Source organism: Amycolatopsis sp. WAC 04182, assembly GCF_003947465.1.
Classification (GTDB): Bacteria; Actinomycetota; Actinomycetes; order Mycobacteriales; family Pseudonocardiaceae; genus Amycolatopsis.
On the sequence record NZ_QHJJ01000004.1, the window covers coordinates 344048 to 366370 of the forward strand.

Sequence of the window (22323 nt, forward strand, 5' to 3'; positions counted from 1 at the left end):
TCGCCCGATGGGCGGATCTTCGGGGATGATGTGCCGGTGGAAAAGCCTCTCTTGATCGCCTCCGATGTCGACGGCACCCTGCTCGGCCCGCTGGAGGTCCTGTCCGAACGCACGATTGACGTCGTCCGCCGCGTCGCCGAGGCCGGAGTGCCGTTCGTGCTGGCCAGCGGCCGCCCGCCGCGCTGGATCGCGCCGATCGCGACCCCGCTCGGCCTGACCGGGTACGCGGTCTGCGCGAACGGCGCGGTGCTGTACGAGATCGGGACGGACCGGATCGTGGCGGTCCACGGCCTGCTGGAACCCCAGGTTCTGCACGACACGGTGAGTGCTCTTGATCACGCTCTCCCCGGCTGCCGGTTCGCCGCGGAGCGGGTCGGCGAGTCCGCGCTCGACCCGGAGATGCGCAACTTCGTGATCGAGCCGGACTACCACAATCCGTGGGGCAACCACGAGGGCACCGAGGCGCCGCGGGCCGAGGTGCTCGGGCATCCGGCGATCAAACTGCTGATCAGCAGGCGCGGGATGAGCTCCGACGAGATGGCGCGGGCGGCACGCGAGGTGCTCGACGGCTCGGTCGACATCACCTACTCGACCAACACCGGCCTGATCGAGATCGCCGCGCACGGCATCACGAAGGCGACCGGGCTGGCCGAGGTCGCCGAGCGGCTCGGAGTCCCGGCCGAGCGCGTGATCGCGTTCGGGGACATGCCGAACGACGTCGAGATGCTCGGCTGGGCCGGGCACGGCGTCGCGATGGCCAACGGGCACCGTTCCGTGCTGGACGTCGCGGACGAAGTGACCGCGCCGAACTCCGAGGACGGCGTCGCGCAGGTGCTCGAACGCTGGTTCTAGCGGCCTTCGCGGTCGAGCTTCGCGGCTTCTTCCGGTGTCGGCGCGGTGCCGCCGAGGTGCGCGGGCAGCCACCAGCGCTCGTCGTCGGACGACGGCTTCTCCGGGTAGCCGGCTTGGACGCGGTCCACGAGCGCGGACATCCGCACGCGAAGGTCCTTCGAGAGGATTTCGGCGTCCTCGTCGGCCTTCGGGTGCATCGGCTCGCCGACGAGGATCGAGATCGGGACGTGGCGCTTCGTGAGATCCTTCGGACGGCCCTTGGTCCACAGCCGCTGCGTGCCCCACAGCGCCATCGGCACGACCGGGACACCCGCTTCGGCGGCCATCCGGACAGCGCCGGACTTGATGTCCTTCACGGTGAAGGACCGGCTGATCGTGGCCTCGGGGAACACGCCGACGACCTCTCCGGCCTTCAGGCGATCGACGGCTTCGCGGTACGACGCGAGACCCGCGCCGCGATCGACGGAGATGTGGTGCATGCCGCGCATGAGCGGTCCGGCGATGCGGTTGCTGAAGATCTCCTTCTTCGCCATGAACCTGACCAGGCGTTTCGCGGGCTGCGCGCCGAGCCCGCAGAAGATGAAGTCGAGATAGCTCACGTGGTTGCAGGCGATGACCGCCCCGCCCGTCGACGGGATGTGCTCGGTCCCCTCCACCCGGATGCGGTTGTCCAGCACCCGGAACATCAACTTCGCCGCCATGATGACGGGCGGGTAAACGAGCTCAGCCATTCGTTCAGGTTACGCTACCGTAGGGTAACCAACCTACGGTCGCGTAGGTCACATCACTCCGAGCGTTCCTGACGCGCGAAGGTCACCAGCGCCAGTGCGACGCCGAGCACCGTGCAGTACAGCGCGATCACCTGGTGCTTCACGTTCTCCAGGCCGTCGCCCAGCGCGGCCAGGACGAACTGCCCGGCGGCGACGGCGAGCAGGAAGCCCAGCACGACCCCCAGCGCGGCGCGCCGGGTCTTCCAGCCACGCCAGGCGATCAGGGCCCATATCGGCAGCAAGGCGAAGAAACCCAGTGGCGCCAACAGTTTCGTCACGGTCGAAACGATCGGGACGCGGTATTCCTGTGTCTCCGGGGCGAAGCCGGCCGACCGGTCGAAGCTGCCGAGGTAGGGCGGCCGCGCGGTGAGCAGATCACCCGCCGCACGGTCCAGGATCTCGACGGTGCGCCAGGGGTGCGTCGCGAAGTACTCGACGACGTTGCGCCTGCTGATCTGTTCGCGGTACTTCGGGTACTCGGGGTCCTGCGTCGCGGGCTTCGGATGCCACCAGCCGTTGCCCGCGTACTGGCCGAACGAGGCGGGCAGCCCCAGCGCGGCGAGGTCGGCCCCGGTGTCGTGCCGACCGTCCACAATGGTCAGGAAGATCGTGTTGAACATGTTGATCTCCCGCGAATCGTCGCCCGGCCGCGCGGCGAGCGAGCCGTCGGGCAGCTTCGCCGGTTCGACGGTCTGCTGCGCGTAGGCCGTGCCGCCGGCGAGCGCGCCGATGACGAAGACCACGGGGAGCCAGCGCTTCAAGCCGCGGACGCCCGCCGGACGGACGAGCAGCGCGGCGAGCGCGAGCAGCGGCAGGATCATCAGCGTCTGGACCTTGGCGTTCACCGCGATCAGGCCGCCGAAGAGCAGCACGGCGAGTCCCGCGTAGCGCCACCAGCCGGGCCGCGCGGCGACCAGCAAGCCGCCGACGGCGAGCAGGAGACCGAGGAAGGCGGCACCCTCGCCGAGCACCGAAGCGAAGTAGCCGAAGAACGCGGAGTCGGCGACGACCAGCAGCAGCCCCACGGCCGCGAAGCCACGGACGCGGCGTGAGTACGGCAAGCCGACGACGATCAGCGCGACCGCCGCGGCGGCGAGGACGCTGGTGAGCACGCCGAGGACGACCAGGCTGAGCGTCGATTCGAGGCCCAGCAGCCCGCCGATCGACCGCGCGATCCGCGCGAACCAGCTCTGGGTCAGGAGATAGGTGGCGTCGCATTCGCCCGCCGGGACGGTGTAGGCGAGGTGGACGAACCCCTCCGGCTTGCCCTTCCACGGGATGCCCGCGCCGCACAGCACGCGGAAACCGTCGCCGTTGTCGGATATCGCGATCGGCCGCGGCACGAGGAAACGGATCAGGAGCACGGCGAGCGAGGCGGCGAACACACCGAGGCCGAACAGGCGGGAACGAGCCTCGAGCGCTGCCGGCCGGCTCAGGGAAACGCGTTCGTCGACACTCACGAAGGGCACGGTACGTGGCGGAAATCGCGCGAGCGGTCGAGGGCCGCCGTGACCGATCGCTCGACGTCCGCCCGTAGGAACACCGTGATCCACGACGAGGTTCCTTCGCGCGCGAAGGTCGCGACGCGATACCTGGCCGCGTACGCCGGGTCGATCACGCAAGTCTGCTTCGCCGAGTAACCGCTGTCGGTGATGACGGCGATCGTCGGATGCCGCCGGGAGACGACGACCTCGCCCGCTTCCTCGGTCTGGCCCCGGACACCGACGATCTGCAGTTGCGTCCCGGCGTGGTACGACAGCACGCCGGGCGCGGAGGTGCTCACGACCGAACCGGGTGGCAGATAGGCGTCGAGCCAGCGGCCGATCTCCTCCATCTGCGCGCCGTGGTCGTGCCAGGCGCGCACTCGGGCGAGCATCTCCGGGCTGAACACCGACACCAGCACCGCGAGCCCGGACAACGCCACCGCGGCGGCGGGCATCAGCCGCTGGACCGGCGGACGCGGCCGCGGGCTCGGCTTCGCGGGGGAAACGAGCACGCCGTAGACGGACACCGCCGCCACCGACAGCAGCGGCGGGATCGGCGCCAGCAGCCGCCAGGCGGGCCCCGCGTCGCCGCCGAAGAAGACCACGAAACCGGTGAGCGCGACGGCGGTGGCCAGCATCAGCCAGATCAGCGACCTGGCCTCGGCCTCGTGCGGCGTCCGGCCGGTGCGGCGCAGCAGCAGGGCCACCACCGAGATCAGGCCGAGCAGCAGGAATCCCTGGTGGACCAGGGAGAACCCCGAGAGATACCGCCACCCGCCGTCGATCCGGGCGGGGAGGCCGAGATCGAAGGGGATGATGGCCGACGTCGGCAGGACATGGTCGTAGTAGGTCACCCGCCAGGCGATCCACGGCGCCGCGAAGACGAGCCCGCCGAGCAGCCAGCCCACCGGCGACCACCAGGTGTAGCGGCCGCGCGCGGCGGCGGCGACCAGCCAGATCCCGACCAGGACCGCGAACAGGAGCCCCGCCGGGCGCGTCATCATCGCGAAGGCGACGAGCACCCCGGCGACCACCGGCCGCCGGGCCGCGAGCGAGGCGAAGACACCGAGCACGAGCAGCACGAACAACGGCGTCTCGGTGCCCGATCCGCCGTACGCGGCGAGGCCCCCGGCGCCCGCGACCAGCACCGCGGCGGCCACGCCATAGGCCGGGCGCGCCTCACCGGCCGCCCGCGCGACCACGCGGTTCACCGTCACATGGGCGAGCAGGACGGCGCCGAGCGTGGCGAGAACGCCGAGCACGATCGCGGAAGTCTCGATGTCGGCCCCGAATGCGGCCTTCGGCAACGCGACCACGATCATCCAGAGGAAATTCGCGTAACCCTCGATCCGCTCGCCGGGGTTGAACACCGGCCCATTGCCGTCGGCGATGTTCTGGACGTAACGGAAGGTGATGTACGCGTCCTCCGCGATGGTCGAAAACATCAGCTGGTGCACCAGCGAGAAACCGAGGGTCAGCATCAGCGCGAAGGCGCGCCAGGTCTTGTCCGCGCTGATCTTGGGCCAGGCCACCAGGACGAAGACCGCGACCAGGATCCAGGCGACGACGAGCGCGATCACCACCTGATCCCCACCCTCCCGGGCCGAGCCACTCCCCTGCCGAAAGACTACGGTCAAGTATCGATCACCGCGCCGGTCTGTTTCTTTCGGCGCAGTCAATTGACACGAATGGGCCAGCAAGTGTGCACAAAGTAGGCAACGGGTCGCCGTTTTGCCCGTGCGGATGTGACTCCTTCGGGTAACGGTCCCCGGCGGTTAATCTGGCTTCCCATTCCGTTCCGCACCTCGGGGGTTCTGTGCGGATTCCCCACCCGAGGTAGCCCGTGCCCACCCAAACCTCCCTGGCGGCCGACGTCATCACGCTGTGCGTCGCGCTGCTCGTCCTCGGCCTTCCCGGTCTGCTCACCGGACTCGCCGCCGGCCTGCGTGGCTGGGTGCTGGCGGGGATGACGCCGCTGCTGAGTTACGCCATCGGCGGCCTCGCCGGGCCGTGGGCGGCCGCGCTCGGGCTCCCGTTCAACCCGGTCACGTATGCGGTGGCGACGGCCTTGTTCGCCGGAGTCGCGTACGGCCTGCGGCGGCTCACCCTGCGCCGATGGCCGCCCGCGCCCGAGGAACCGCTGTGGGGACGGTCCGGCCATCTCGCGGTCGGGGCGTGCCTGCTGCTCGCGGCCGCCGTCGGGATGTACGCGGTGGTGCGCGGGATGGGCAGGCTGGACGCCATCCCGCAGGGCTTCGACGCCGTCTATCACGCCAACGGGGTCCGGCAGATCGCCGAAACCGGGGACGGCGGCCTGTTCGGCACCGGCGAGGTCAACTGGTACGGCGACGCGGCGCCGGTGTTCTACCCCAACGCGTACCACCTGCTCGCGTCCGTGATGTACCTGCTCGGCCCGGCGACCATCCCGCTGACGCTGGACGTGAACACCGCGCTGCTGCCCGCGCTGCTGGCGTTGTCGCTGGTCACGATGGTGCGCGTGTTCCGGGGGCGCGCGGTGTTCGCGGGCGCGGCCGCGCTCGTCTCCATCGCGCCGGTGATGGGCCTGTACGAATCGATGAGCAGGGGACCTTTGCTCCCGTTCCTGCTCGGCCTCGCGCTGACCCCGCTGGCCGCCGTCGCGGTGAAGCGCTACCTCGACCGGCCCGCGCCCGACACCGGTTTCGTGCTGCTGGCGAGCACCGTCGGACTGCTGTGCGTGCACTCGTCCGCGTTGTTCGGCTCGATCCTGTTCGCCGGCCCGCTCCTGCTGCAACGCTGGATCGCGCCCGGTGAACGGTGGCGGCGGATCGGCCGGGACCTGCGCGCGCTGGCGATCGTCGGTGTCCTCGCGATCCTCGTGGCGTGGCTCCAGCTGTTCGGCGCGATCGGGCTCGCGAACGGCGAGGTGCCCTACCGCAGCTGGCCGGTCGAATGGCGGGCGACGACGGCGCTCGGCGCGCTGCTGGGCTTCCAGCACCACGAGCCGTATCCGCAGGTCTGGCTTTCGGCCGCGTTGCTGCTGGGCTTCATCTTCTTCTCGCGGCTGGGCGGGCTGCGCTGGATCGGCGTCACGGCGTTGATCACCGGGTTCGCCTACATCGCGGTCACGTCGTCCGAGCAGCCGCTCGTGCTGGCGCTGTCACGGCCGTGGTGGAACGACCCGTACCGGTTCATGTCGATGGCGGCGATCCCGCTGGCGATCATCGCGGCGCACGGCCTCGCCGAAACGCAGGCGTGGCTCCGGGACAACGTGGCGCACCGGAAGGTGCCCGCGTTCGCCGTCGCGCTGGTGGTGTTCGGCACGTTCGCCTTCCTGAGCAACGGTTTCTACGCGCCGTCCAACGCGGACAAGGTCGCGCCCGGCTACGCGAACACTCCCGATGTCGATCCGCACAAGCTGCCGGTGAGCCCGGACGAGGTCGTCGCGATGGAGAAGCTCGCCGAGTTCGCGAAACCCGGCGAGCGCGCGCTGAACGACCGGCTGGACGGGACGGTGTGGACCTACGCGCTCTCCGGCGTCCGCACGACTTCCGGGCATTTCGACGAGACGCTGTCGCCGTCGGACGCGCGGCTGCTGGAGTGGCATTTCCGCGAGTACCCGTTGAACGCCCAGGTGCGGGCGGCGGTAGCGCGGCTGAACGTGCGGTGGGTGATCCTCGGGCAGTACGGCTACCCGACGGGCGCCCCGCGCCAGGCCGGGCTGCGCGACCTGGACGGGCTGGACTTCGTGACCGAGGTGTACCGCAACGCCGACGCTGTCATCTACCGGCTCAACCCCTGAGGCGGGAGGTGGCGTGATGCCGGAGCCGTGTCGCGAAAGCCATCCACGAGGAGCGCACGATCTGTGCTGAAGGGGACTTTCCCCACATGCAGTGAAGGCCCCCTTGAGGGCGCCAGGCTCCCTCAAGAGAGGACTAACCGCGGGAGGTGACGAGGCGGGCCGAGAGGGCGGCGCCGCCGGCGGTGATCAGGTCCGCGACGGTGAACATGACCCGGGAGGCGATCGCGAACGCCGTCGCCTGGACGACGGTGAGGCCCGACGCGGTCAGCACGGCGACCTGCGCGACCTCGCGGACGCCGACCCCGCTGGGCAGGATGAACGCGAACGTCCCGACGGTCATCGCGACGGCCATCGCGCCGACGCACAGCACGAACCCGCTGAACCCGGGCGTGCCGACGGAGTTCGCCAGCAGCCACAGGTGCACACCCTGGAGCGCCCAGGCGGCGGTCGACGAACCGAAGACCTTCCCGACGACCGACCAGCTCAGCCGGTGGTCCAGCGGCGGACGGCGCAGGATCCGCAGCACCAGCGACGTGCCCCAGGTGAGGACCCGCGGGTGCAGCATCGCCAGGCCGACCGGGATCAGCACGAACAGCCACAGCGCCCGCGGGCTGTTGCTGAACACCGCGGGTGCCGCGAGCAGCGAGACGACCAGCGCGGACACCACACCGACGCCGAGCTGGATCAGCGAGCCGGTGAAGATCCGCGCCCTGGCGAGCCCGGCCTTGCGGCCCAGCTCCATCTGCAGCAGGTACGCCCACACCGAACCCGGCACGTACTTGCCGAGCGAGCCGACGAGGCAGATCTGCGCGCCGCGGGCGTAGCCGATCGGCTTGCCGAGGTCGTCGACCATGACCTGCCAGCCGTAGGTCGACACCATGATCGCGGCGATGAGCGCGAGCAGGCTCAAGGTGGAGGATTCCCACGCGACCTCGGACAAGGTCCGCCAGAATTCACCCCAATTGGTGACCAGGGTCTTCGCCGCGAAACCGACGACCAGCAGGATGGCGACCCAGCGGACGACGTCGAGGATCTTCGCCTTGGTGGATTTCGGTTGTTTTACCGCAACCGAAGACTCCTCCTCGGGCGTTTCGACGGTCGTCACTGAACCTCCTCTGCTGCTACCTCGTAACCGCAGGTCAGGCCTGCACGGTCACCAAGCGGCTGAACTCCGTCAGCAGATCGTAGCCGTCCCAAATCGCGGAGAACGTCAGGGCCGAGCCGAAAGGAACGACACGGTCGACGCCGCGGCCCGCCAATTCCGTCACGAATTCGGTCAATTCTTCTTTGATGAAGCCGAATTGACCGACGGTTTGATCTTTGCGGAGCACGATCGGGACGAGGTCGGAAAGCGTGTCGACCCGCGCGTTGGCGAAAGTGCCCGCGCCGAGCCATTCGCGCGGCAGGATCGCGGGGTCGGCCAGCTCCAGCGTCGCGATGCCGTTGCCCTGGAACTCGATGCCGTTGACGAGCCCGTCGACGGCCGCGCCGTACGCGGAAACCCGCTTCTGCACGGCCATGGCAGGCTCGGTGACGTGCTGTTTCGTCGCCAGCACCTCGGCGAGCAGCTTCCGGAACTCCTGCCCGGCTTCCCGGGCGCCGTCCTCGTCGCCGACCCAGAACACCGCGCGCGGCGACGAGCAGGCGGCCTGGTCGAACCAGTACGAGTCGTTGTAGAAGCCCTCGGCCGCGCCGCGGCGTTCGGCCTCGGAGGCCTTCTGCCAGCCGCGCACCGACGCGACCGCGAACGACGACCGGTCCGGGAAGGTCAGGTCACGCGCGTGCGGCGCCAGCGGGTACTTGCGCAACGCGGCGACCGAGGCGTCGCCGCCCCAGATGACCCGCAGATCCGCGGCGACCGAGAGCGCACCGCTGATCGCGTCGCTGCGGTCGTAGGTGACCATGCGCTGCGTCGCGGTGATCGCGGCGGCCGTGTCGGCGTCCACTTCGGACAGTGCGGCGTTCAGTGCCTCCAGCACCATTTCCGCCGCACCGGCCGAACGCGACGACACCCGGACGACGTTGTGGTTACCCGCGAGCGCGGAAAGCGCCCACGAGTACACGAAGATCGTGTCGACGTTGGCGGGCGGCACGTGGAAGACGAGCCCGCGCGGGAAGCGCAGCGCGTCACCGGAAGTCTCCAAAGTGGACAGCGCCTTGGCGATTTCTCCCTTGCGCAGGAAGAAACCGAGCGACGCCAGCTCCGGGAAGCGGCGTGCCGTCGCGGGGGCGAGCAGCTTGCGCGCGAACTTCGTCAGGAACTCGACGACACGCGGGTCGCCCACCCGCAGCCGACCGCCGGCAGGCTCGGCACGCAGCTCTTCGACGAGCTTGTCGACCTCGATCGTGTCCGCGAGCGGAAAACGCTGGTTCAGGCTCATGCCGCCGCTCCCTGGAAGGTGTCCGAGCAGCCGCGGGCCTCGGCCTTGGGCAGCCTGCCCATGACCGAGAAATGCTTGCCCGGCCAGTCGCCGTCGTCGATTCCGTTGTAGACACCGAGGTCCTCGGTGAGCAGGACGTGCCCCGGGTACGAACGTGGCAGTGTGCTGACGACCTCGATCACGCCGGGCTCGCCGACGGGCTGCTCTTCCCAGGTCTCCGGGTTCCGGATCACCACGTCGGCGAAATCGGGGCAGTACAACGAGTTCCCGGACGGGCCTTCGAGGAACACGGTGCCGATCTGCTCGATCATCCCGTAGTAGTTGTGGATCCGGGTGAGCCCGGTGTCCTCTTTGAACCGGCGGCGGAACTCGGTGTTGTCCACCGCGCGGTCGATCAGCTTCTTCCAGCCGCCGGAGTGGATCAGGATCCCGTTGGACAGGTCCAGCTCGTGCTCACGCGCGACTTCGTACAGGTACTGCCACACCATGAAGGTGAAGCCGAAGATCAGGAAGGGCTTGTCGCCGTACGTCGCCAGGAACGTCTTGACCGCCTCGACGTCCGGCTGGTCGTTCTCGTCGAGCACGTAGGTGTGCTTGCGGCCGAAGTTGGCCATGCCCAGCACGCCCGCGCCGCGCGCGGAGAACGAACGGCGGTTCTTGATGATGCCGATGGTGTCGACCATCAGCATCGGCAGCCGCTCGCCGCCGAGGACCTCCTGCAGCGTGGCGCCGAGCTGTTTGGTCTGCGCGCCGGCCGCGGCCTTGTCCAGGTAGATCCGCGACGCGCCCGCGCCGGTGGTGCCCGACGAGGTCAGGGTCTTGAAGATCTCGGACTCGGGGATGCTGCGCAGGTCGTGCGTCTTGAACATCCGCACCGGCAGCCACGGCAGGTCCGCGATCGAGGCGAACTCCGCGTCCCGCGCGATGCCGAGCGACGACAGGATGCGCTCGTACCCCTCGGAGTTCTCGCGGTGGTGCGCGGTGAGTTCGGCGAGCTGTGGAAGCAGGTGCTTCTCGCGCTCAGCCTGCGAAAGCGTGAACACACTCATACCTGGGCCTCCAGCGACCGGTAGTCGATCTTACCGCTGGCCAGCAGCGGCACGGTGTCGATCGGGCGGACGTCGAACCCGCTGGTGTGCAGGTGGAGCCGCTCGGACAGCGCCTTCGCGGCGTCCTTGCAGATGTCCTTGTCGGCCGCCTCGGCGAACAGGACGACCTTGTCCCCGGCCGGGACGGCGGCCACGACGTCGATCCCCACCGAAGCGGAACGCACGGCGTGCTCGAGATCGTCCAGGCTGACCCGGTTGCCGAAGACCTTGCCGATCCGCTTGAGGCGTCCGGTGATGTAGAGGAACCCGTCCTCGTCGAGGTACCCGAGGTCGCCGGTGGCCAGCACGCCGCCGTATTCGTCGCCCGCGGCCAGCCCCGCCTCGTCCTCGGCATATCCCATCATCACGTTGGGCCCGCGGTAGACGACCTCGCCGACGATCTTCGGATGCGTGGTCTCGGAACCGTCCTCGCGCCGGATGGCGAAGGAGCCGCCTGGCAGCGCGGGCCCGGCCGAACCGAGCTTCTCCGCGAGCCGTTCCGCCGGGACAGTGGTCATCCGCGGCGCGGCCTCGGTCTGTCCGTACATGACGAACATCCGGCCGCCGACCTCGCGGATCTTGTCGTTGAACTGGGCGACGAGGTCGTCGCGGAGCTTGCCGCCCGCCTGGGTCAGCGTGCGCAGCGTCGGGTACTTCGCCGGGTCGAACTTGAGACGGCGCAGCATCTCGTAGTGGTACGGCACGCCGGCGAGCGAGGTGACCTTGTGCTCGTTGACCGCGTCCCAGAACCCGCGTCCGAGCACGCCCGACGGCTCGATGACCACGGTCGCGCCGCGGACGAGATGCGAGTTCAGCACGGACAGGCCGTAGCTGTAGTGCAGCGGGAGGCTGGTCGGCGCGATCTCGTGACGGTCGATGCCGAGCACCTCGGCGATCGCGTCGGCGTTCGCCAACATCGCGCCGCGCGCGAGCCGGACCAGCTTCGGGTTGCCGGTGGAACCGCTGGTCGGCAGCAGGACCGCGAGATGCGGATGCGGCTCGACCCCTTCGGCGGACTTCCGGACCCAGTGCCCGTCGGAAACGCCGTAACCCTCGGGGGCGGGCGCGTCCGGCGCGGACAGCACCGCGGCCGGGCGGAACCGCTCGATGAGCCCCGCCAGGACGTCGGCGTCCAGCGCCGGGTCGATCAACGCGATCGCACGGCCTGCCTCGAACGCGCCGAGGTAGTTCAGGACGCTGGGGAGGTCCACCGACATCCGCGCGAACAGCGCGCCCGGCGGCAGCAGCGACAACGCGGCACCCACGCGGGTGACCTCGGTGTCGAGTTCCTCGCCCTCGAGCGTCCTGCCGCTCGTGACGTCGATCAGTCGCGCACCCACACCCAGAAGGGTCATTAGAGAACCAAGCCTCCGTCGATGCCCAGCACCTGCCCGGTGATGAACGAAGCGTCATCACTGACGAGGAACCGGATCGCGTTCGCCACGTCTTCGGGCGTGCCGAGCCGCCCGAGCGGGGTCTTGCCGATGTTCTCGGCCTTGGCGTCCTCGGTCAGGCCCGAGGTCAGGTCGGTGTCGATGACGCCGGGCGCCACCGCGTTGACCCGGATCCCGGACCGGCCGAGCTCCTTCGCGGCCGAACGCGCGATGTTCGCCACCGCCGCCTTCGAGGCCGCGTACACCGTCTGACCGGCGCTTCCGTGCTCGCCGACGATCGAGGCCAGCACCACGATCGATCCGGTCTTCTTGCGCATCATCGCCCTGGCCGCGGCCTGGACGGTGTGCAGCGTGCCGGCGACGTTGGTGCTCAGCGTGGTGTCGACCAGTTCCTCGCGGATCATGCCGAGGAGCGCGTCCTCCATGATCCCGGCGTTGGCGACCACGATGTCGAGCTTGCCGTGCTCCTTGGCCACGCCGCGGACCAGCGTCGACACGGCCTTGGCGTCCGTGACGTCCAGGGCGAGCCCGCTCGCGGCCCCCGCCGCTGCCGCCGCTTCCTTGGCCTTCGCCTCGTCACGGCCGGTCAGGACGACGGTGGCGCCCGCCTCGGCGAGCGCCCGCGCGGTGGCCAGCCCGATGCCCCGGGTACCGCCGGTGACCAGGGCGATCCTGCCTTCGAGCATCACTTGGACTGGAGGTCGGTCACCATGTCGACGGCGACCTTGAAGCTGGACATGTCGATCACCTGGTCGGTGTCGAACTCCACATCGAACTCGTCCTCGATGGCCGCGACGAGCGCCATGTGACCGACCGAGTCCCAGGCCTCGATGTCGCGGTACTTCAGGTTTTCGACGTCGACGTCGCCATCGAGGTCCAGCGCCTCGACGAAGACCTCACGCAGCTTGCCGGCGACTTCCGCCATGTCCGTACTCCTAGTGCTCGTCGCGTGGACGGGCGTCCCACGCCTTCACCAAGGTAGAGAGGTCGCCGGGCAGCCGGTCGGCCAGCCCGTCCTCAGGGAGACCGGCCTTACCCTTCAGCCACGGCCCCAGCGCCTCGATGGCGGCCTCGTCCAGGCCTCGGCGGGACAGGCCCACGGTGTTGACGCCGGTCACCCGCGCGGGGTTGCCGACGGCGATGGTGAACGCGCCCACTTCCTTGCGGACCGCGGAGCTCATCCCGACCATCGCGCCGGGGCCGATGACGACCCGCTGGTGCAGGATCGCGCCCATGCCCAGGTTCGCGCCGGACCAGATATGGCAGTGGCCGCCGGTGATGACGTTCGAAGCGACCGTGACGGCGTCCTCGACAATGCAGTCGTGGGCGATGTGGCTCCCGCGGAGGAAGTAGCCGCCGTCGCCGATGGAGGTGGTGCGCCAGGTGCCCTGGTGGACGCTGACGTACTCGCGGATCCGGTTCCGGCTGCCGATGACGACGCCGTGGCCGTCGTGATCGGGATCACCGTCCGGCGCGGACTCCCAGGCGACGGGGTGCTCGCGGCCGCGATCCTCACCCGGGGTCCCGATGGTCACGTGCGGGCCGATCCAGTTGCCGTCGCCGATCCGCGTGGGGCCCACGATGACCGTGAACGGTCCGATGACGTTGTCCTCGCCGAGCTCGACACCCTCGCCGATGACTGCTGCCGGGTGGATGCGGTTCACCACGTGAGTTCCGTTCGTCGTGGCTGGAGGCAGCCTGGGGTCTTGGGCGCTTCGGCGGTCCCGGTAACGTGTGGCGCGCGCCAGCGCGGGCAGCCGGGCGCAGAAACGGCAGCTCACCGTACCGGACGCACCTGAACGCCCCGTCGAGAGAGACTTGCAGATGATCCCCATTACCGTGGTCGACGTCCGTGACGCGGAGGACCTCGTCGTCGAGGTGCTCCGATCCGGGGTCATCGCACAGGGACCGATGGTGAAGCGCTTCGAGGACGCGTTCGCGAACGTTTCCGGCACGAAACACGCGATCGCCGTCAACAACGGCACCACCGCGCTGGTCGCCGCCATCCAGGCGCTCGGTCTTCAGCCGGGTGACGAGGTCATCACCTCTCCGTTCACCTTCGTGGCGACGCTGAACGCCATCCTGGAAGCCGGCGCGACCGTCCGCTTCGCCGACATCCGGCGCGACGACTTCGCGATCGACCCGGACGCCGTGGCCGCCGCGATCACCGACCGCACCAAGGTCCTCATGCCCGTGCACCTCTACGGGCAGACCGCGGACATGGGCAAGCTCGCGCCACTGGCGGCCGAGCACGGCCTCCAGGTCATCGAGGACTCGGCGCAAGCCGTCGGCGCGTCGTTCCAGGGCAAACAGGCCGGCTCCTTCGGGATCGGCTGCTTCTCCTTGTACGCCACCAAGAATGTGACCACCGCCGAGGGCGGCATGATCACCACGGACGACGACAAGCTGGCCGACAGCCTGCGTGTGCTGCGTAACCAGGGCATGCGTGCCCGGTACCAGTACGAGGTCGCCGGGCACAACTACCGGATGACCGACCTGCACGCCGCCGTGGGCATCCCGCAACTGGAGAAGCTGGACCAGCTCACCGCAGCACGCCAGGCCAACGCGAAGCGCCTCTCCGAGGGGCTCGCCGGCACCCCGGGCCTCGACGTACCGCGGGTCCTGCCGGGCCGTGAACACGTATGGCACCAGTACACCGTGCTGGTCGGCCCGCATGCCTTCCTCTCGCGTGACGAACTCGCCGCCGCCCTCACCGAAAAGGGCATCGGTAACGGGATCTACTACCCGAAGATCGTCTTCGACTACGAGTGCTACCGAAACCATCCACTGATCCCCGACGCGCGTGTCGAGGACTTCCCGGTGGCCTCGACCGTCATCACGCAGGCGCTTTCACTACCGGTGCACCCGTACCTTTCCGAGTCCGATCTGGACACCATCATCGAAACCGTCCGTGAGGCACTCGGCGCATGACCGCCCACAAGATCGCCCTCATCGGCACGGGGAACATGGGTTCGCTGCACGCCCGTGTCCTCGCCGCGAACGAACGCGTGGACCTCGTCCGCGTGATCGACCCGCGCGAAGAGGCAGGCCGCGAGGTCGCCGACCGCTACGAAACCCGGTGGGCGCCCGAAATCGGCTCACTGTCCGATGTGGACGCCGTCGTGCTCGCTTCGGCCACCGAGGTGCATTACGAGCTGGCGCAGGAGATCCTGGGCCAGGGCAAGCCGATGCTGGTCGAGAAGCCGGTGTGCAACAGCTTCGAATTCTCCCAGGAGATCGTGGGGCTGTCGGCGAAGAAGGACGTCCCGCTGATGTGCGGGCTTCTGGAGCGGTACAACCCGGCCGTGATGACCGCGCGGGCGCTGGTCAACGAGCCGATCCACCTGATGGCCCGCCGCCACGGCCCGTACGCGCCGCGGATCAAGACCGGTGTCGCGTGGGACCTGCTGGTCCACGACGTCGACCTGGCGATCCAGTTCTTCGGCGGCGCGACCCCGCAGCGGGTCGCCTCCGGCGCGGGCTACTTCCACCCGAACTCGGTCGAAGGCGCCGAAGACACCATCGAGACGGTGCTGTCGTTCGAGTCCGGGCTGGCCACGGTTTCCGCGTCCCGCCTCGGCCAGCGCAAGGTCCGCTCGCTCTGGGTGTCCGAACTGGACCGCATGATCGAGATCGACCTGCTCCGCCGCGACGTCACCATCTACCGGCACGTCTCGCACGACTCGGTCACCCCGGACGGGCTCGGTTACCGGCAGCAGACCGTCATCGAGATCCCGGAACTGGTCACCGCTCGCGAGCCGCTCGCGACGCAGCTGGACCGGTTCGTCGACCTGCTCGAAGGCAAGGTCGACGCCGACACCGAGCGGGACCTGATCCTGCCGTCGCACGCCGTCGTCGATCAGGTGCTGACGCAGGCCGCGGCCTGATTCATTTGGTGAGGCGCTGGCCCCTCGCGTCGTACGCGATGAGGGGGGTCAGCACGTACGGCGACTCCACCTGGCCCGGGTCGAACCAGAAGATGACGACCGACGGGTCCTCGCTCCACGGGACGGCCTTGGCCTCGACCGGTTTCCCGCGGACGGTGCTGGTGACCCGCGCCGCCGGACCGGCGAAGTAGCCGAACACGGGCACGAACGTGCCCCGGATCAGGTCACCGCCGTCCACGGCGTGGAAGCCGAACGACCGGTCGGACCCCTTGAACTCGTTGGCGGCCAGGAGCGCGTCGTAGTCACCGTCCCCGTTCCGGTACGCGACCTGCAGGCCGAACTTGACGTCCGGCATCTGCGGCTCGTCGATCGCGAAGGCGTGGATCACCAGCTCACGGCCACCTTCACCCTTGATCCCGAGCGGGATCGCCTTGCCGAAGGGCGCCTCCGCCGGAGCCGCGGTGATCGTCGGCGCCGGGACCGGTGGCGGCATCGGCACGGACGCGGGCGCGCTCGCGGCGGGCGGAAGCGGCTGCTGTTCGGAGGAGGACGAGCCCCTGAGCGCGACCGCGCCGACGATGACCAGCACCGTCACCAGCGTGGCGGCGACCCCGCCCGCGCCGGTCGCGAGGCGACGGCGACGGCGGATCCGCCTGCCCTTGGTCATGATCGCGCCGAGGTCGGGCTCGGCGAAGTCCTCGGCGGGCGGTTCCCGCAATGCCGAACGCAGCGTCTCGAGGTCGGTCATCGTCCCAGCCCCCCGATCAGTTCCGTTCCGTCCTCCGCGGTGATCCGCAGCTTGGTCAGGGCGCGGGAATTGGTGCTCTTCACGGTGCCGATCGAGACACCCAGTTCGCCGGCCACGTCGGATTCCTTCAAGTCGAAGAAGTGCCTGAGCACCACGACGGCTCTCTCCCGGTCTGTGAGCGTACGCAAGGCGTCAAGGAGCCATTTCCGCTGGACAACGGCGCCGGCGACGTCCAAGCCGCTCGGCTGCTCGGGGATGTCCTCCGTCGCGTTCTCGCGGATCGGGCGCCGCCAGCCGTCGATGACATGGTTGACGAGGACCTGCCGCGCGTACGCGTAGGCGTCCTTGCGGCGTACCCGCGACCAGGCCGCATACGTTTTCGCGAGCGCCGTCTGGGTGGCGTCCTCGGCCTGATGACGGTCGCTGGTGAGCAGGTAGGCGGCATGCTGAAGACGCGTCGCGGAGTTCCGCACGAACTCGACGAACTCGTCATCGCCGCGAGCCACCCTGGTCCTCATCTCCGTTCGACGGTTGACCACCTGAAAGGTTGCCTCGGCCGCTGGCGTTCCGTGAAGCCTCAGTCCTTCCGACGAGTGAACCGGAGCGCGACGACCACACCGGCCGCGACCACGGCGACCGCGAGGACGATCCACACCCAGGACGGCACCAGGTCCTCGGGAGTGGTCTCGCCTGCCTGCGGCGCCGGGCTGGCGCTGCTCGCCGGGGCGGGAGCCTGGCTGCTCGGCTGACTCTGGCTGCTCGGGGCGGCCGCCGGGGCGCTGAGGTTGAACTTCACCGAGCCGCTCGAAGCGTGCGAGTCGTCGAAGGTCACCTTGTAGCGGAGGGTGTACTCGCCCGCGGGCCCGACGGCCTTGACCGGCGCCGTGACGACCGTTCCGGCGACCTCCGCCCGGCCGACCGTCCACGACGCGTTCTCGGGGCCGGTGATCTGGATCGGGTTGTCGTCGGCGAGGGTGACCGGCCCCGAGAAGGTCAGCTTGATCTGCGTCGGCGGCGTCGCCAGCGAAGCGCCCCTCGCCGGGTCACTGCTCTTCAGCTCCGAGTGGGCCAGTGCCGGGGACGCGGCGCCCAGCAGGGCCAACCCGGTGACCAGCAACGACGCGCCGAACCGCTTGAACCTCATCTGACACCCTTCTCACCCGGGGAACTCCCCGTCGAGCCTAGTAGTCGGGCTCGGCGGTGCGGTGGTTCCCGGTCGTTCAGGGGCGCTGCGCGTGGCGAGTGGTCAGCGCGTCGAGGTCGAGGGTGAGCGGGGTGCCGTCGAAGTCGAGGCTCACCTTGCCGGTGTGCTCGCCGAAGTTCTCGTACTCGCCATCAATCAGACGGTAGGTGGTCATGCTCGCCGGGTCTTCGAGGTCGACGATCCAGTAGTGCTCGATGCCGACTTCGGCGTATTCGGAGAACTTGGTGACCCGGTCGGTACGGACGGTGCCCTCGGACAGCACCTCGATGACCAACCGCACGTCCGTCGGCGACGCCCTGCGGACATTCAGCTCGGTCAAGCTCGTGACGAGGACGTCCGGTACGCGAATGGTCAACGGCTCTTCAGCGAGCAGCAGTTCGACTCTGGCGAGGGCGACCAGATCCGGAAGGCACTCGTCCAGCCGGTATGCGAGCCGCGTGACCGCCAGTTGGTGCCAGGTGTCCAGCAAGGGTGCCGCGACCAGGACACCACCGGCCACTTCGGCCCGATTCCGGGGCATGGCCGCCCACTTGTCGAGGGTCACCTGAGTCATCGGCACCGAGCGTACTGCGGACTCGAGTGAGAATTCACCACTCGTCACAGTGATCGACGACCGTGCGCTTGCGGACGCGCGGAGCCGTGTCGCGAAAGCCACTTTCGGGACGTCAGACGTCGCGAAAGTGGCTTTCGCGACACCCTCGCCGAACGCCTCCGAGTTACTCCGTGAAGTCGCCTGCCGGGGCGCCCCAAGACCCCGTCGCGTCCCCACGTTCCTCCGCCAGCGCCCGCCGCCGCGCGTTTTCGGCGCGGACACGCTCCACTTCGGACTGGATGTACTCGTCGTCGTACTTCTGGAACACGCGCGCGGGGTTGCCCGCGACCAGGGTGCGCGGCGGGACGTCCTTGGCGACCACGGAATTCGGCTGCACGGTGGCGAAATCGCCGATCGTGACGCCCGCCATGATCACGACGAGGCCGCCGATGAAGCAGCCTTTGCCGATCTTCACGGGTTTGCGTTCGATGAGGTCGCTGCCGGAGTGGTTCTGCAGCGTCATGTTCGCGAGCCAGCTGGAATGCGTGAAGATCAGCGTGTTGAGCCCGATGCTGGTGTGCTCGCCGATCTCCAGCCCGCCGCTCGCGTCGAGCGCCGCGCCTTCGCCGATCCAGCAGTGTTCGCCGATCTTCAGGTTCTCCGGGCTGATGATCTTGACCCGTTCGCGGACCCTCGTCGACTCCGGCAGTCCGTAGAACTTCGCGCGCTCGGCGTCGTTCATGTACTGCGAGACGAGTTCGGTCAGGATCTGCGGGCGCAGGCGGTTGCTGCGCTCGTCATCGAAGAACATCGGCCTCGGTCACCAGTTTCTCGAAGGTACGCAGGTGTTCTTCGGCGACGACGTCGAGGCCGAAGTTGGCCCGCACCATCGCGCTTTCCCGCTGTGCCACCAAAGCCCGCTTCTCCGGGTCGTCGAGCAGGTCGATGACGGTGTTCGCCACCGCCTCGCTGTCGTCCGGCCGCACCAGCAGGATGTTCTCGCCGTTGCGCAGTTCGATGCCCGGGTAGTTGTCCTCGGTGACCGACGCGATGGTCGCGGTGCCCGAAAGCATCGCCTCCAGCGACGCGGTGCCGCAGCCGCCATTGAGGTCGTGCGTGACGATGTCGGCGGCGGCGAAGTACGCGGGGACGTCGGCCTTCGGTACGGCGCCGGTGACGATGATGGCGTCCGCGACGCCGAGTTCTTCCGCCCGCTTCAGGAAGACGTCGTGGTAGACGCGGCCGACGACGACCACCTTCACGCCGGGGTGCTTGTCCAAAATGGACGGCAGCGCCTCGACGAGCGGGAGCCGGTTGCGCAGCGGGATCACGTGCCCGAGCGAGACGATCACCGGGCCGTCGCCGAGATCGTGTTCCTCCCGGACGTCCTTCGTCAGCGGCTTCTCGAAGTTCCCGGTGTCGACGGCGATCGGGAAGTAGTCCGAGTTCGCGTCACTGGTGCCGTAGCGCTCGACGCAGTAGTCGACCCCGAGCTTGTCGAGGATGACGTAGCGCGGCTTGAGGTAGCGCAGGATCGGGTTCACCAGGACCTTGTCCAGGAACCGGAACACGCCGCCGTACAGCTTGTTGTCGCTGATCAGCAGCGTGTGGATGGTCAGCAGCATCGGCAGCTTGTGCCGCCGCGCGTACAGCCCGGCCAGCCACGACAGGTCGAAGAACTGCCCGTGCAGGTGGACGGCGTCCGGTTTGAACTCGTCCAGCAGCTTCCACAGCCGCCGCCAGTTCCCCGGCCGCAGCGAGGCGAAGCTCATGTCGAAGTCGATCGACAGGCCCAGCTGCGGCATCTTCACCGCGGGCAGGCGGACGACGCGGTAGCCGTCCTTCGTCTCGTCGGCCGGGGCGTCGGCGTAGGCGGCGGTGATCGCGAGCACCTCGTGCCCGCGCGACGCGTACTGCTCGGCCAGGGACGCCGCCATGTGCGCGCTTCCCCCCACCCTCGGCGGGAAGAAGTTGTTGACGACAGCTATGCGCATGGGGCGGCTCTCCCCTGGCCCGGCACTCACTCCGAAGCCTTCACCAGTTCGCGCATGCCCTCTTCCACGGTGATCTTCGGCTCCCAGCCGAGGATCTCGCGGGCACGGGTGATGTCCGCGGCGCGGCGCGAGACCAGCACGTCACGCTCGTTGAACTGCGGCTCGACATCGACGCCGACGGCGTCGATGAGGATCCGCGCCAGCGTCGCGATGGAGGTGTCGATCCCGGTGCCGATGTTGATCGGCAGGTTCGCCTGCTCCGACTCGAGCGCCGCGACGACGGCGCGAGCCAGGTCCGTGACGTGCACGAAGTCCATCGACTGGTCGCCGCGGCCGTCGATGACCGGCGGCTGGCCGGCGCGCAGGCGCTGGATGAAGTGGTTGATCACGGACGTGTAGTAGGCCTCGATCTTCTGGCCGGGGCCGTACACGTTGAAGAACCGCAGCGCGTTCCAGGACAGGCCCTTGGTGCGCTCGTAGAAGCCGAGCATGTCCTCGCCCGCGCGCTTCGAGATGCAGTACGGCGTGAGCGGCTTGAGCTCGTCGTCCTCGTGCATCGGCAGCCGCTTCGGGTCGCCGTAGACGGACGCGGTCGAGGCGAACACCACCCGTTCGACACCCTCGTCCGCCGCGGCGGCGAAGACGTTGTGGTTGCCGACCATGTTGATGTCGATGGACTCGTGCGGGTCCGCGACCGACTTGTTGATCGACACGGTGGCGAAGTGGATGACGTGCGTGCAGCCGCGCATGGCCTCGCGCACGGCGCCGCCGTAGCGGACGTCCTTCTCGACCAGTTCGACCTTGCCGGTGGCGACGAACTCGTTGATCCGGGCGCGGTCGCCGCGGGTCATGTTGTCGAAGACGCGGACGGTGTAGCCGCCCTCGATCAGCATCGGGATGACGTGCGCGGCGATGAAACCGCCGCCCCCGGTGAAGAAGACCTTCTTGTCGGGCATTTCTCTCCTAGCTCGGCAGTGCGGCGCTGACGGTCCCGATGACCCGGTCGACCTGGGCATCGGTGAGGTTGGCGTGCATCGGGATGGCGAGATGACGGGCGAAGAGGTCCGCCGATACCGGCAAGGTCTGCTTCTTGCCGTAGATGGGCTGGAGGTGCGAGGCGTAGGTGCCGAAGTTGCACTGCACGCCCTGTTCGCGGATCCGCAGCGCGAGTGCGTCGCGGTCGATCTCCGGGGCCACGGTGAGGATGTAGGCCTGCCACGGGTGCTCGCGGTCCGGCAGTTCGACCGGGACATCGAGACCGGGCAGGTTCTCGAACGCCTCGTGGTAGCGCTTGGCCACCGAACGGCGGGCCGAAAGCAGGTCCGGGAGGCGGTCGAGCTGGACGTTCATGATCGCGGCCTGCACGTCCGAGAGCCGGAAGTTGTAGCCGAGCTCGTGGAACTCCGGGATCGGCAGCGCGCCGGAACCCTCACGGGTGATGGCGGGCTCGATGCCGTACGTGTGCAGCTTGCGCGCGTGCGCGATGAGGTCTTCGCGGTCCGAGACCAGCGCGCCGCCTTCGCCCGCGGTGATGCCCTTGCGGCCGTGGAAGGAGAACGCGGCCAGGTCGGCGAGGCTGCCCGCCGGGCGGGACTTGTACGTCGCACCCGCGGCGCAGGCGGCGTCCTCGAACAACCACAGGCCGTGCTTGTCGGCGATGGCGCGGTACTCGTCGAAATCCCCGGGCTGCCCGGCGACGTCGACGGCGAGGATGCCGACCGTGCGCGGGGTGATCAGGGCTTCGATCGACGCCGGGTCGGCGCTCCAGACGTCCGGGCGGATGTCGGCGAACACCGGCGTCGCGCCGGCCTGAAGCACGGCGTGGCCGGTGGCGGGGAACGTGTAGTCGCCGACGATGACCTCGTCGCCCGGCTTCACGCCGAGCACACGCAGCCCGAGGAAGAGTGCCGAGCCACAGTTGCTGGTGGTCAGGGCGTGCGCGGTGCCGACGGTCTTCGCGAAGCGTTCCTCGAAACGACGGCACGCGGGGCCGGCTCCGGCCAGCCAGCCGGACCGGAAGACCTCCGCCACGGCGGCGAGTTCTTCGTCGCCGACGGTCGGCTGACCCAGAACGACGGGTTCCTGCTCAGACATTTTCCTCTACCCTCTCCCGCCGCCCTCTCCCATTGCGTGGGGACCCGGCGAAGTGTATAGACGCCGATCGGCGTAGTTCGGGCGGGCTGGATCCGCCCAGGTCAACGACGCCCT

At 69.0% G+C, this 22323-nt stretch carries 22 protein-coding genes; 4 read left to right on the plus strand and 18 right to left on the minus strand.

The features are described 5' to 3' along the window. Window positions 1-36: 36 nt before the first annotated feature. Window positions 37-852: an HAD family hydrolase gene (locus DMH01_RS21835; RefSeq protein WP_233621633.1), complete on the plus strand. Its 816-nt coding sequence runs from the start codon at window positions 37-39 to the stop codon at window positions 850-852. On the opposite strand, the gene DMH01_RS21840 is transcribed toward DMH01_RS21835, so the two are convergent. Genes DMH01_RS21840 through DMH01_RS21850 form a run of 3 tightly spaced genes read right to left on the minus strand, consistent with a single transcriptional unit; the run spans window position 849 to window position 4689 of the window. Then, entirely contained in the window at window positions 849-1583 is a 735-nt protein-coding gene (locus tag DMH01_RS21840) for a 1-acyl-sn-glycerol-3-phosphate acyltransferase (RefSeq protein WP_125679117.1), read from the minus strand. The genes DMH01_RS21835 and DMH01_RS21840 overlap by 4 nt on opposite strands. A 53-nt stretch (window positions 1584-1636) precedes the next feature. Beyond that, window positions 1637-3082: a hypothetical protein gene (locus DMH01_RS21845; protein ID WP_125679118.1), complete on the minus strand. Its 1446-nt coding sequence runs from the start codon at window positions 3080-3082 to the stop codon at window positions 1637-1639. Continuing rightward, window positions 3079-4689 carry a hypothetical protein gene (locus tag DMH01_RS21850; RefSeq protein WP_125679119.1) on the minus strand — a complete coding sequence of 537 codons (1611 nt, stop codon included), beginning with the start codon at window positions 4687-4689 and terminating at the stop codon, window positions 3079-3081. The genes DMH01_RS21845 and DMH01_RS21850 overlap by 4 nt, the downstream gene beginning before the upstream one ends. A gap of 260 nt (window positions 4690-4949) precedes the next feature. Here DMH01_RS21850 and DMH01_RS21855 point away from each other — a divergent pair, with 260 nt between their 5' ends. Further along, window positions 4950-6887, plus strand: a complete 1938-nt coding sequence (locus DMH01_RS21855) for a DUF6541 family protein (RefSeq protein WP_125679120.1) — start codon at window positions 4950-4952, stop codon at window positions 6885-6887. 133 nt (window positions 6888-7020) lie between these two features. Here DMH01_RS21855 and DMH01_RS21860 read toward each other — a convergent pair whose 3' ends face one another. From DMH01_RS21860 to DMH01_RS21890, 7 genes are read right to left on the minus strand one after another with little or no spacing between them, the layout of a single operon-like run. Further along, window positions 7021-7992 carry a lysylphosphatidylglycerol synthase transmembrane domain-containing protein gene (locus DMH01_RS21860; protein ID WP_125679121.1) on the minus strand — a complete coding sequence of 324 codons (972 nt, stop codon included), beginning with the start codon at window positions 7990-7992 and terminating at the stop codon, window positions 7021-7023. Between the two features lie 34 nt (window positions 7993-8026). Beyond that, on the minus strand, window positions 8027-9268 hold the full coding sequence (locus DMH01_RS21865; protein ID WP_125679122.1) for an acyl-CoA reductase: 1242 nt from the start codon (window positions 9266-9268) through the stop codon (window positions 8027-8029). After that, window positions 9265-10317 carry an acyl-protein synthetase gene (locus DMH01_RS21870; RefSeq protein ID WP_125679123.1) on the minus strand — a complete coding sequence of 351 codons (1053 nt, stop codon included), beginning with the start codon at window positions 10315-10317 and terminating at the stop codon, window positions 9265-9267. The genes DMH01_RS21865 and DMH01_RS21870 overlap by 4 nt, the downstream gene beginning before the upstream one ends. Beyond that, complete coding sequence (locus tag DMH01_RS21875; RefSeq protein ID WP_125679124.1) at window positions 10314-11711, minus strand: AMP-binding protein; 1398 nt, start codon at window positions 11709-11711, stop codon at window positions 10314-10316. Before DMH01_RS21875 ends, DMH01_RS21870 begins: the two co-directional genes overlap by 4 nt. Further along, window positions 11711-12436, minus strand: coding sequence for an SDR family NAD(P)-dependent oxidoreductase (locus tag DMH01_RS21880; RefSeq protein WP_199745586.1), 726 nt, complete (start codon window positions 12434-12436; stop codon window positions 11711-11713). Before DMH01_RS21880 ends, DMH01_RS21875 begins: the two co-directional genes overlap by 1 nt. Beyond that, window positions 12436-12675 (minus strand): acyl carrier protein, encoded by a 240-nt coding sequence (locus DMH01_RS21885; RefSeq protein ID WP_034309750.1) that lies wholly within the window; start codon window positions 12673-12675, stop codon window positions 12436-12438. Before DMH01_RS21885 ends, DMH01_RS21880 begins: the two co-directional genes overlap by 1 nt. A gap of 10 nt (window positions 12676-12685) precedes the next feature. Next, window positions 12686-13417, minus strand: coding sequence for a UDP-N-acetylglucosamine acyltransferase (locus DMH01_RS21890; RefSeq protein ID WP_125679126.1), 732 nt, complete (start codon window positions 13415-13417; stop codon window positions 12686-12688). Between the two features lie 157 nt (window positions 13418-13574). Between DMH01_RS21890 and DMH01_RS21895 the strand changes: the two genes are divergently transcribed. Further along, the gene (locus DMH01_RS21895; RefSeq protein ID WP_125679127.1) at window positions 13575-14681 is read left to right on the plus strand and encodes a DegT/DnrJ/EryC1/StrS aminotransferase family protein; all 1107 of its coding nucleotides are present in this window, start codon (window positions 13575-13577) and stop codon (window positions 14679-14681) included. Beyond that, window positions 14678-15637, plus strand: coding sequence for a Gfo/Idh/MocA family protein (locus DMH01_RS21900; RefSeq protein WP_125679128.1), 960 nt, complete (start codon window positions 14678-14680; stop codon window positions 15635-15637). The genes DMH01_RS21895 and DMH01_RS21900 overlap by 4 nt, the downstream gene beginning before the upstream one ends. A gap of 1 nt (window position 15638) precedes the next feature. Here DMH01_RS21900 and DMH01_RS21905 read toward each other — a convergent pair whose 3' ends face one another. The 8 genes from DMH01_RS21905 to DMH01_RS21940 form a co-directional block, all read right to left on the minus strand. After that, a complete protein-coding gene (locus DMH01_RS21905) occupies window positions 15639-16385 on the minus strand; it encodes a hypothetical protein (RefSeq protein ID WP_125679129.1) in 747 nt (248 codons plus the stop codon). Beyond that, complete coding sequence (locus DMH01_RS21910) at window positions 16382-16891, minus strand: SigE family RNA polymerase sigma factor (RefSeq protein WP_125679130.1); 510 nt, start codon at window positions 16889-16891, stop codon at window positions 16382-16384. The genes DMH01_RS21905 and DMH01_RS21910 overlap by 4 nt, the downstream gene beginning before the upstream one ends. Before the next feature lie 71 nt (window positions 16892-16962). Beyond that, window positions 16963-17529 carry a copper resistance CopC family protein gene (locus DMH01_RS21915; protein ID WP_125679131.1) on the minus strand — a complete coding sequence of 189 codons (567 nt, stop codon included), beginning with the start codon at window positions 17527-17529 and terminating at the stop codon, window positions 16963-16965. A 76-nt stretch (window positions 17530-17605) separates the two neighbouring features. After that, window positions 17606-18142 carry a Uma2 family endonuclease gene (locus DMH01_RS21920; protein ID WP_125679132.1) on the minus strand — a complete coding sequence of 179 codons (537 nt, stop codon included), beginning with the start codon at window positions 18140-18142 and terminating at the stop codon, window positions 17606-17608. Window positions 18143-18305: 163 nt separating this feature from the next. Further along, a complete protein-coding gene (locus DMH01_RS21925) occupies window positions 18306-18932 on the minus strand; it encodes a DapH/DapD/GlmU-related protein (protein WP_125679133.1) in 627 nt (208 codons plus the stop codon). Continuing rightward, complete coding sequence (locus DMH01_RS21930; protein WP_125679134.1) at window positions 18919-20115, minus strand: glycosyltransferase family 4 protein; 1197 nt, start codon at window positions 20113-20115, stop codon at window positions 18919-18921. Before DMH01_RS21930 ends, DMH01_RS21925 begins: the two co-directional genes overlap by 14 nt. A 26-nt stretch (window positions 20116-20141) precedes the next feature. Further along, window positions 20142-21071: an NAD-dependent epimerase/dehydratase family protein gene (locus DMH01_RS21935; protein WP_125679135.1), complete on the minus strand. Its 930-nt coding sequence runs from the start codon at window positions 21069-21071 to the stop codon at window positions 20142-20144. A gap of 7 nt (window positions 21072-21078) precedes the next feature. Beyond that, on the minus strand, window positions 21079-22209 hold the full coding sequence (locus DMH01_RS21940) for a DegT/DnrJ/EryC1/StrS aminotransferase family protein (RefSeq protein ID WP_125679136.1): 1131 nt from the start codon (window positions 22207-22209) through the stop codon (window positions 21079-21081). Between the last annotated feature and the right edge of the window lie 114 nt (window positions 22210-22323).

Excerpts from the sequence above, each read along its gene's own strand:
- DMH01_RS21840 (WP_125679117.1), bottom strand. The coding sequence starts at position 1,583 with ATGGCTGAGCTCGTTTACCCGCCCGTCATCATGGCGGCGAAGTTGATG.
- DMH01_RS21865 (WP_125679122.1), bottom strand. The coding sequence starts at position 9,268 with ATGAGCCTGAACCAGCGTTTTCCGCTCGCGGACACGATCGAGGTCGAC.
- DMH01_RS21870 (WP_125679123.1), bottom strand. The coding sequence starts at position 10,317 with ATGAGTGTGTTCACGCTTTCGCAGGCTGAGCGCGAGAAGCACCTGCTT.
- DMH01_RS21875 (WP_125679124.1), bottom strand. The coding sequence starts at position 11,711 with ATGACCCTTCTGGGTGTGGGTGCGCGACTGATCGACGTCACGAGCGGC.
- DMH01_RS21880 (WP_199745586.1), bottom strand. The coding sequence starts at position 12,436 with ATGCTCGAAGGCAGGATCGCCCTGGTCACCGGCGGTACCCGGGGCATC.
- DMH01_RS21885 (WP_034309750.1), bottom strand. The coding sequence starts at position 12,675 with ATGGCGGAAGTCGCCGGCAAGCTGCGTGAGGTCTTCGTCGAGGCGCTG.
- DMH01_RS21895 (WP_125679127.1), top strand. The coding sequence starts at position 13,575 with ATGATCCCCATTACCGTGGTCGACGTCCGTGACGCGGAGGACCTCGTC.
- DMH01_RS21900 (WP_125679128.1), top strand. The coding sequence starts at position 14,678 with ATGACCGCCCACAAGATCGCCCTCATCGGCACGGGGAACATGGGTTCG.
- DMH01_RS21905 (WP_125679129.1), bottom strand. The coding sequence starts at position 16,385 with ATGACCGACCTCGAGACGCTGCGTTCGGCATTGCGGGAACCGCCCGCC.
- DMH01_RS21915 (WP_125679131.1), bottom strand. The coding sequence starts at position 17,529 with ATGAGGTTCAAGCGGTTCGGCGCGTCGTTGCTGGTCACCGGGTTGGCC.
- DMH01_RS21920 (WP_125679132.1), bottom strand. The coding sequence starts at position 18,142 with ATGACTCAGGTGACCCTCGACAAGTGGGCGGCCATGCCCCGGAATCGG.
- DMH01_RS21925 (WP_125679133.1), bottom strand. The coding sequence starts at position 18,932 with ATGTTCTTCGATGACGAGCGCAGCAACCGCCTGCGCCCGCAGATCCTG.
- DMH01_RS21930 (WP_125679134.1), bottom strand. The coding sequence starts at position 20,115 with ATGCGCATAGCTGTCGTCAACAACTTCTTCCCGCCGAGGGTGGGGGGA.
- DMH01_RS21935 (WP_125679135.1), bottom strand. The coding sequence starts at position 21,071 with ATGCCCGACAAGAAGGTCTTCTTCACCGGGGGCGGCGGTTTCATCGCC.
- DMH01_RS21940 (WP_125679136.1), bottom strand. The coding sequence starts at position 22,209 with ATGTCTGAGCAGGAACCCGTCGTTCTGGGTCAGCCGACCGTCGGCGAC.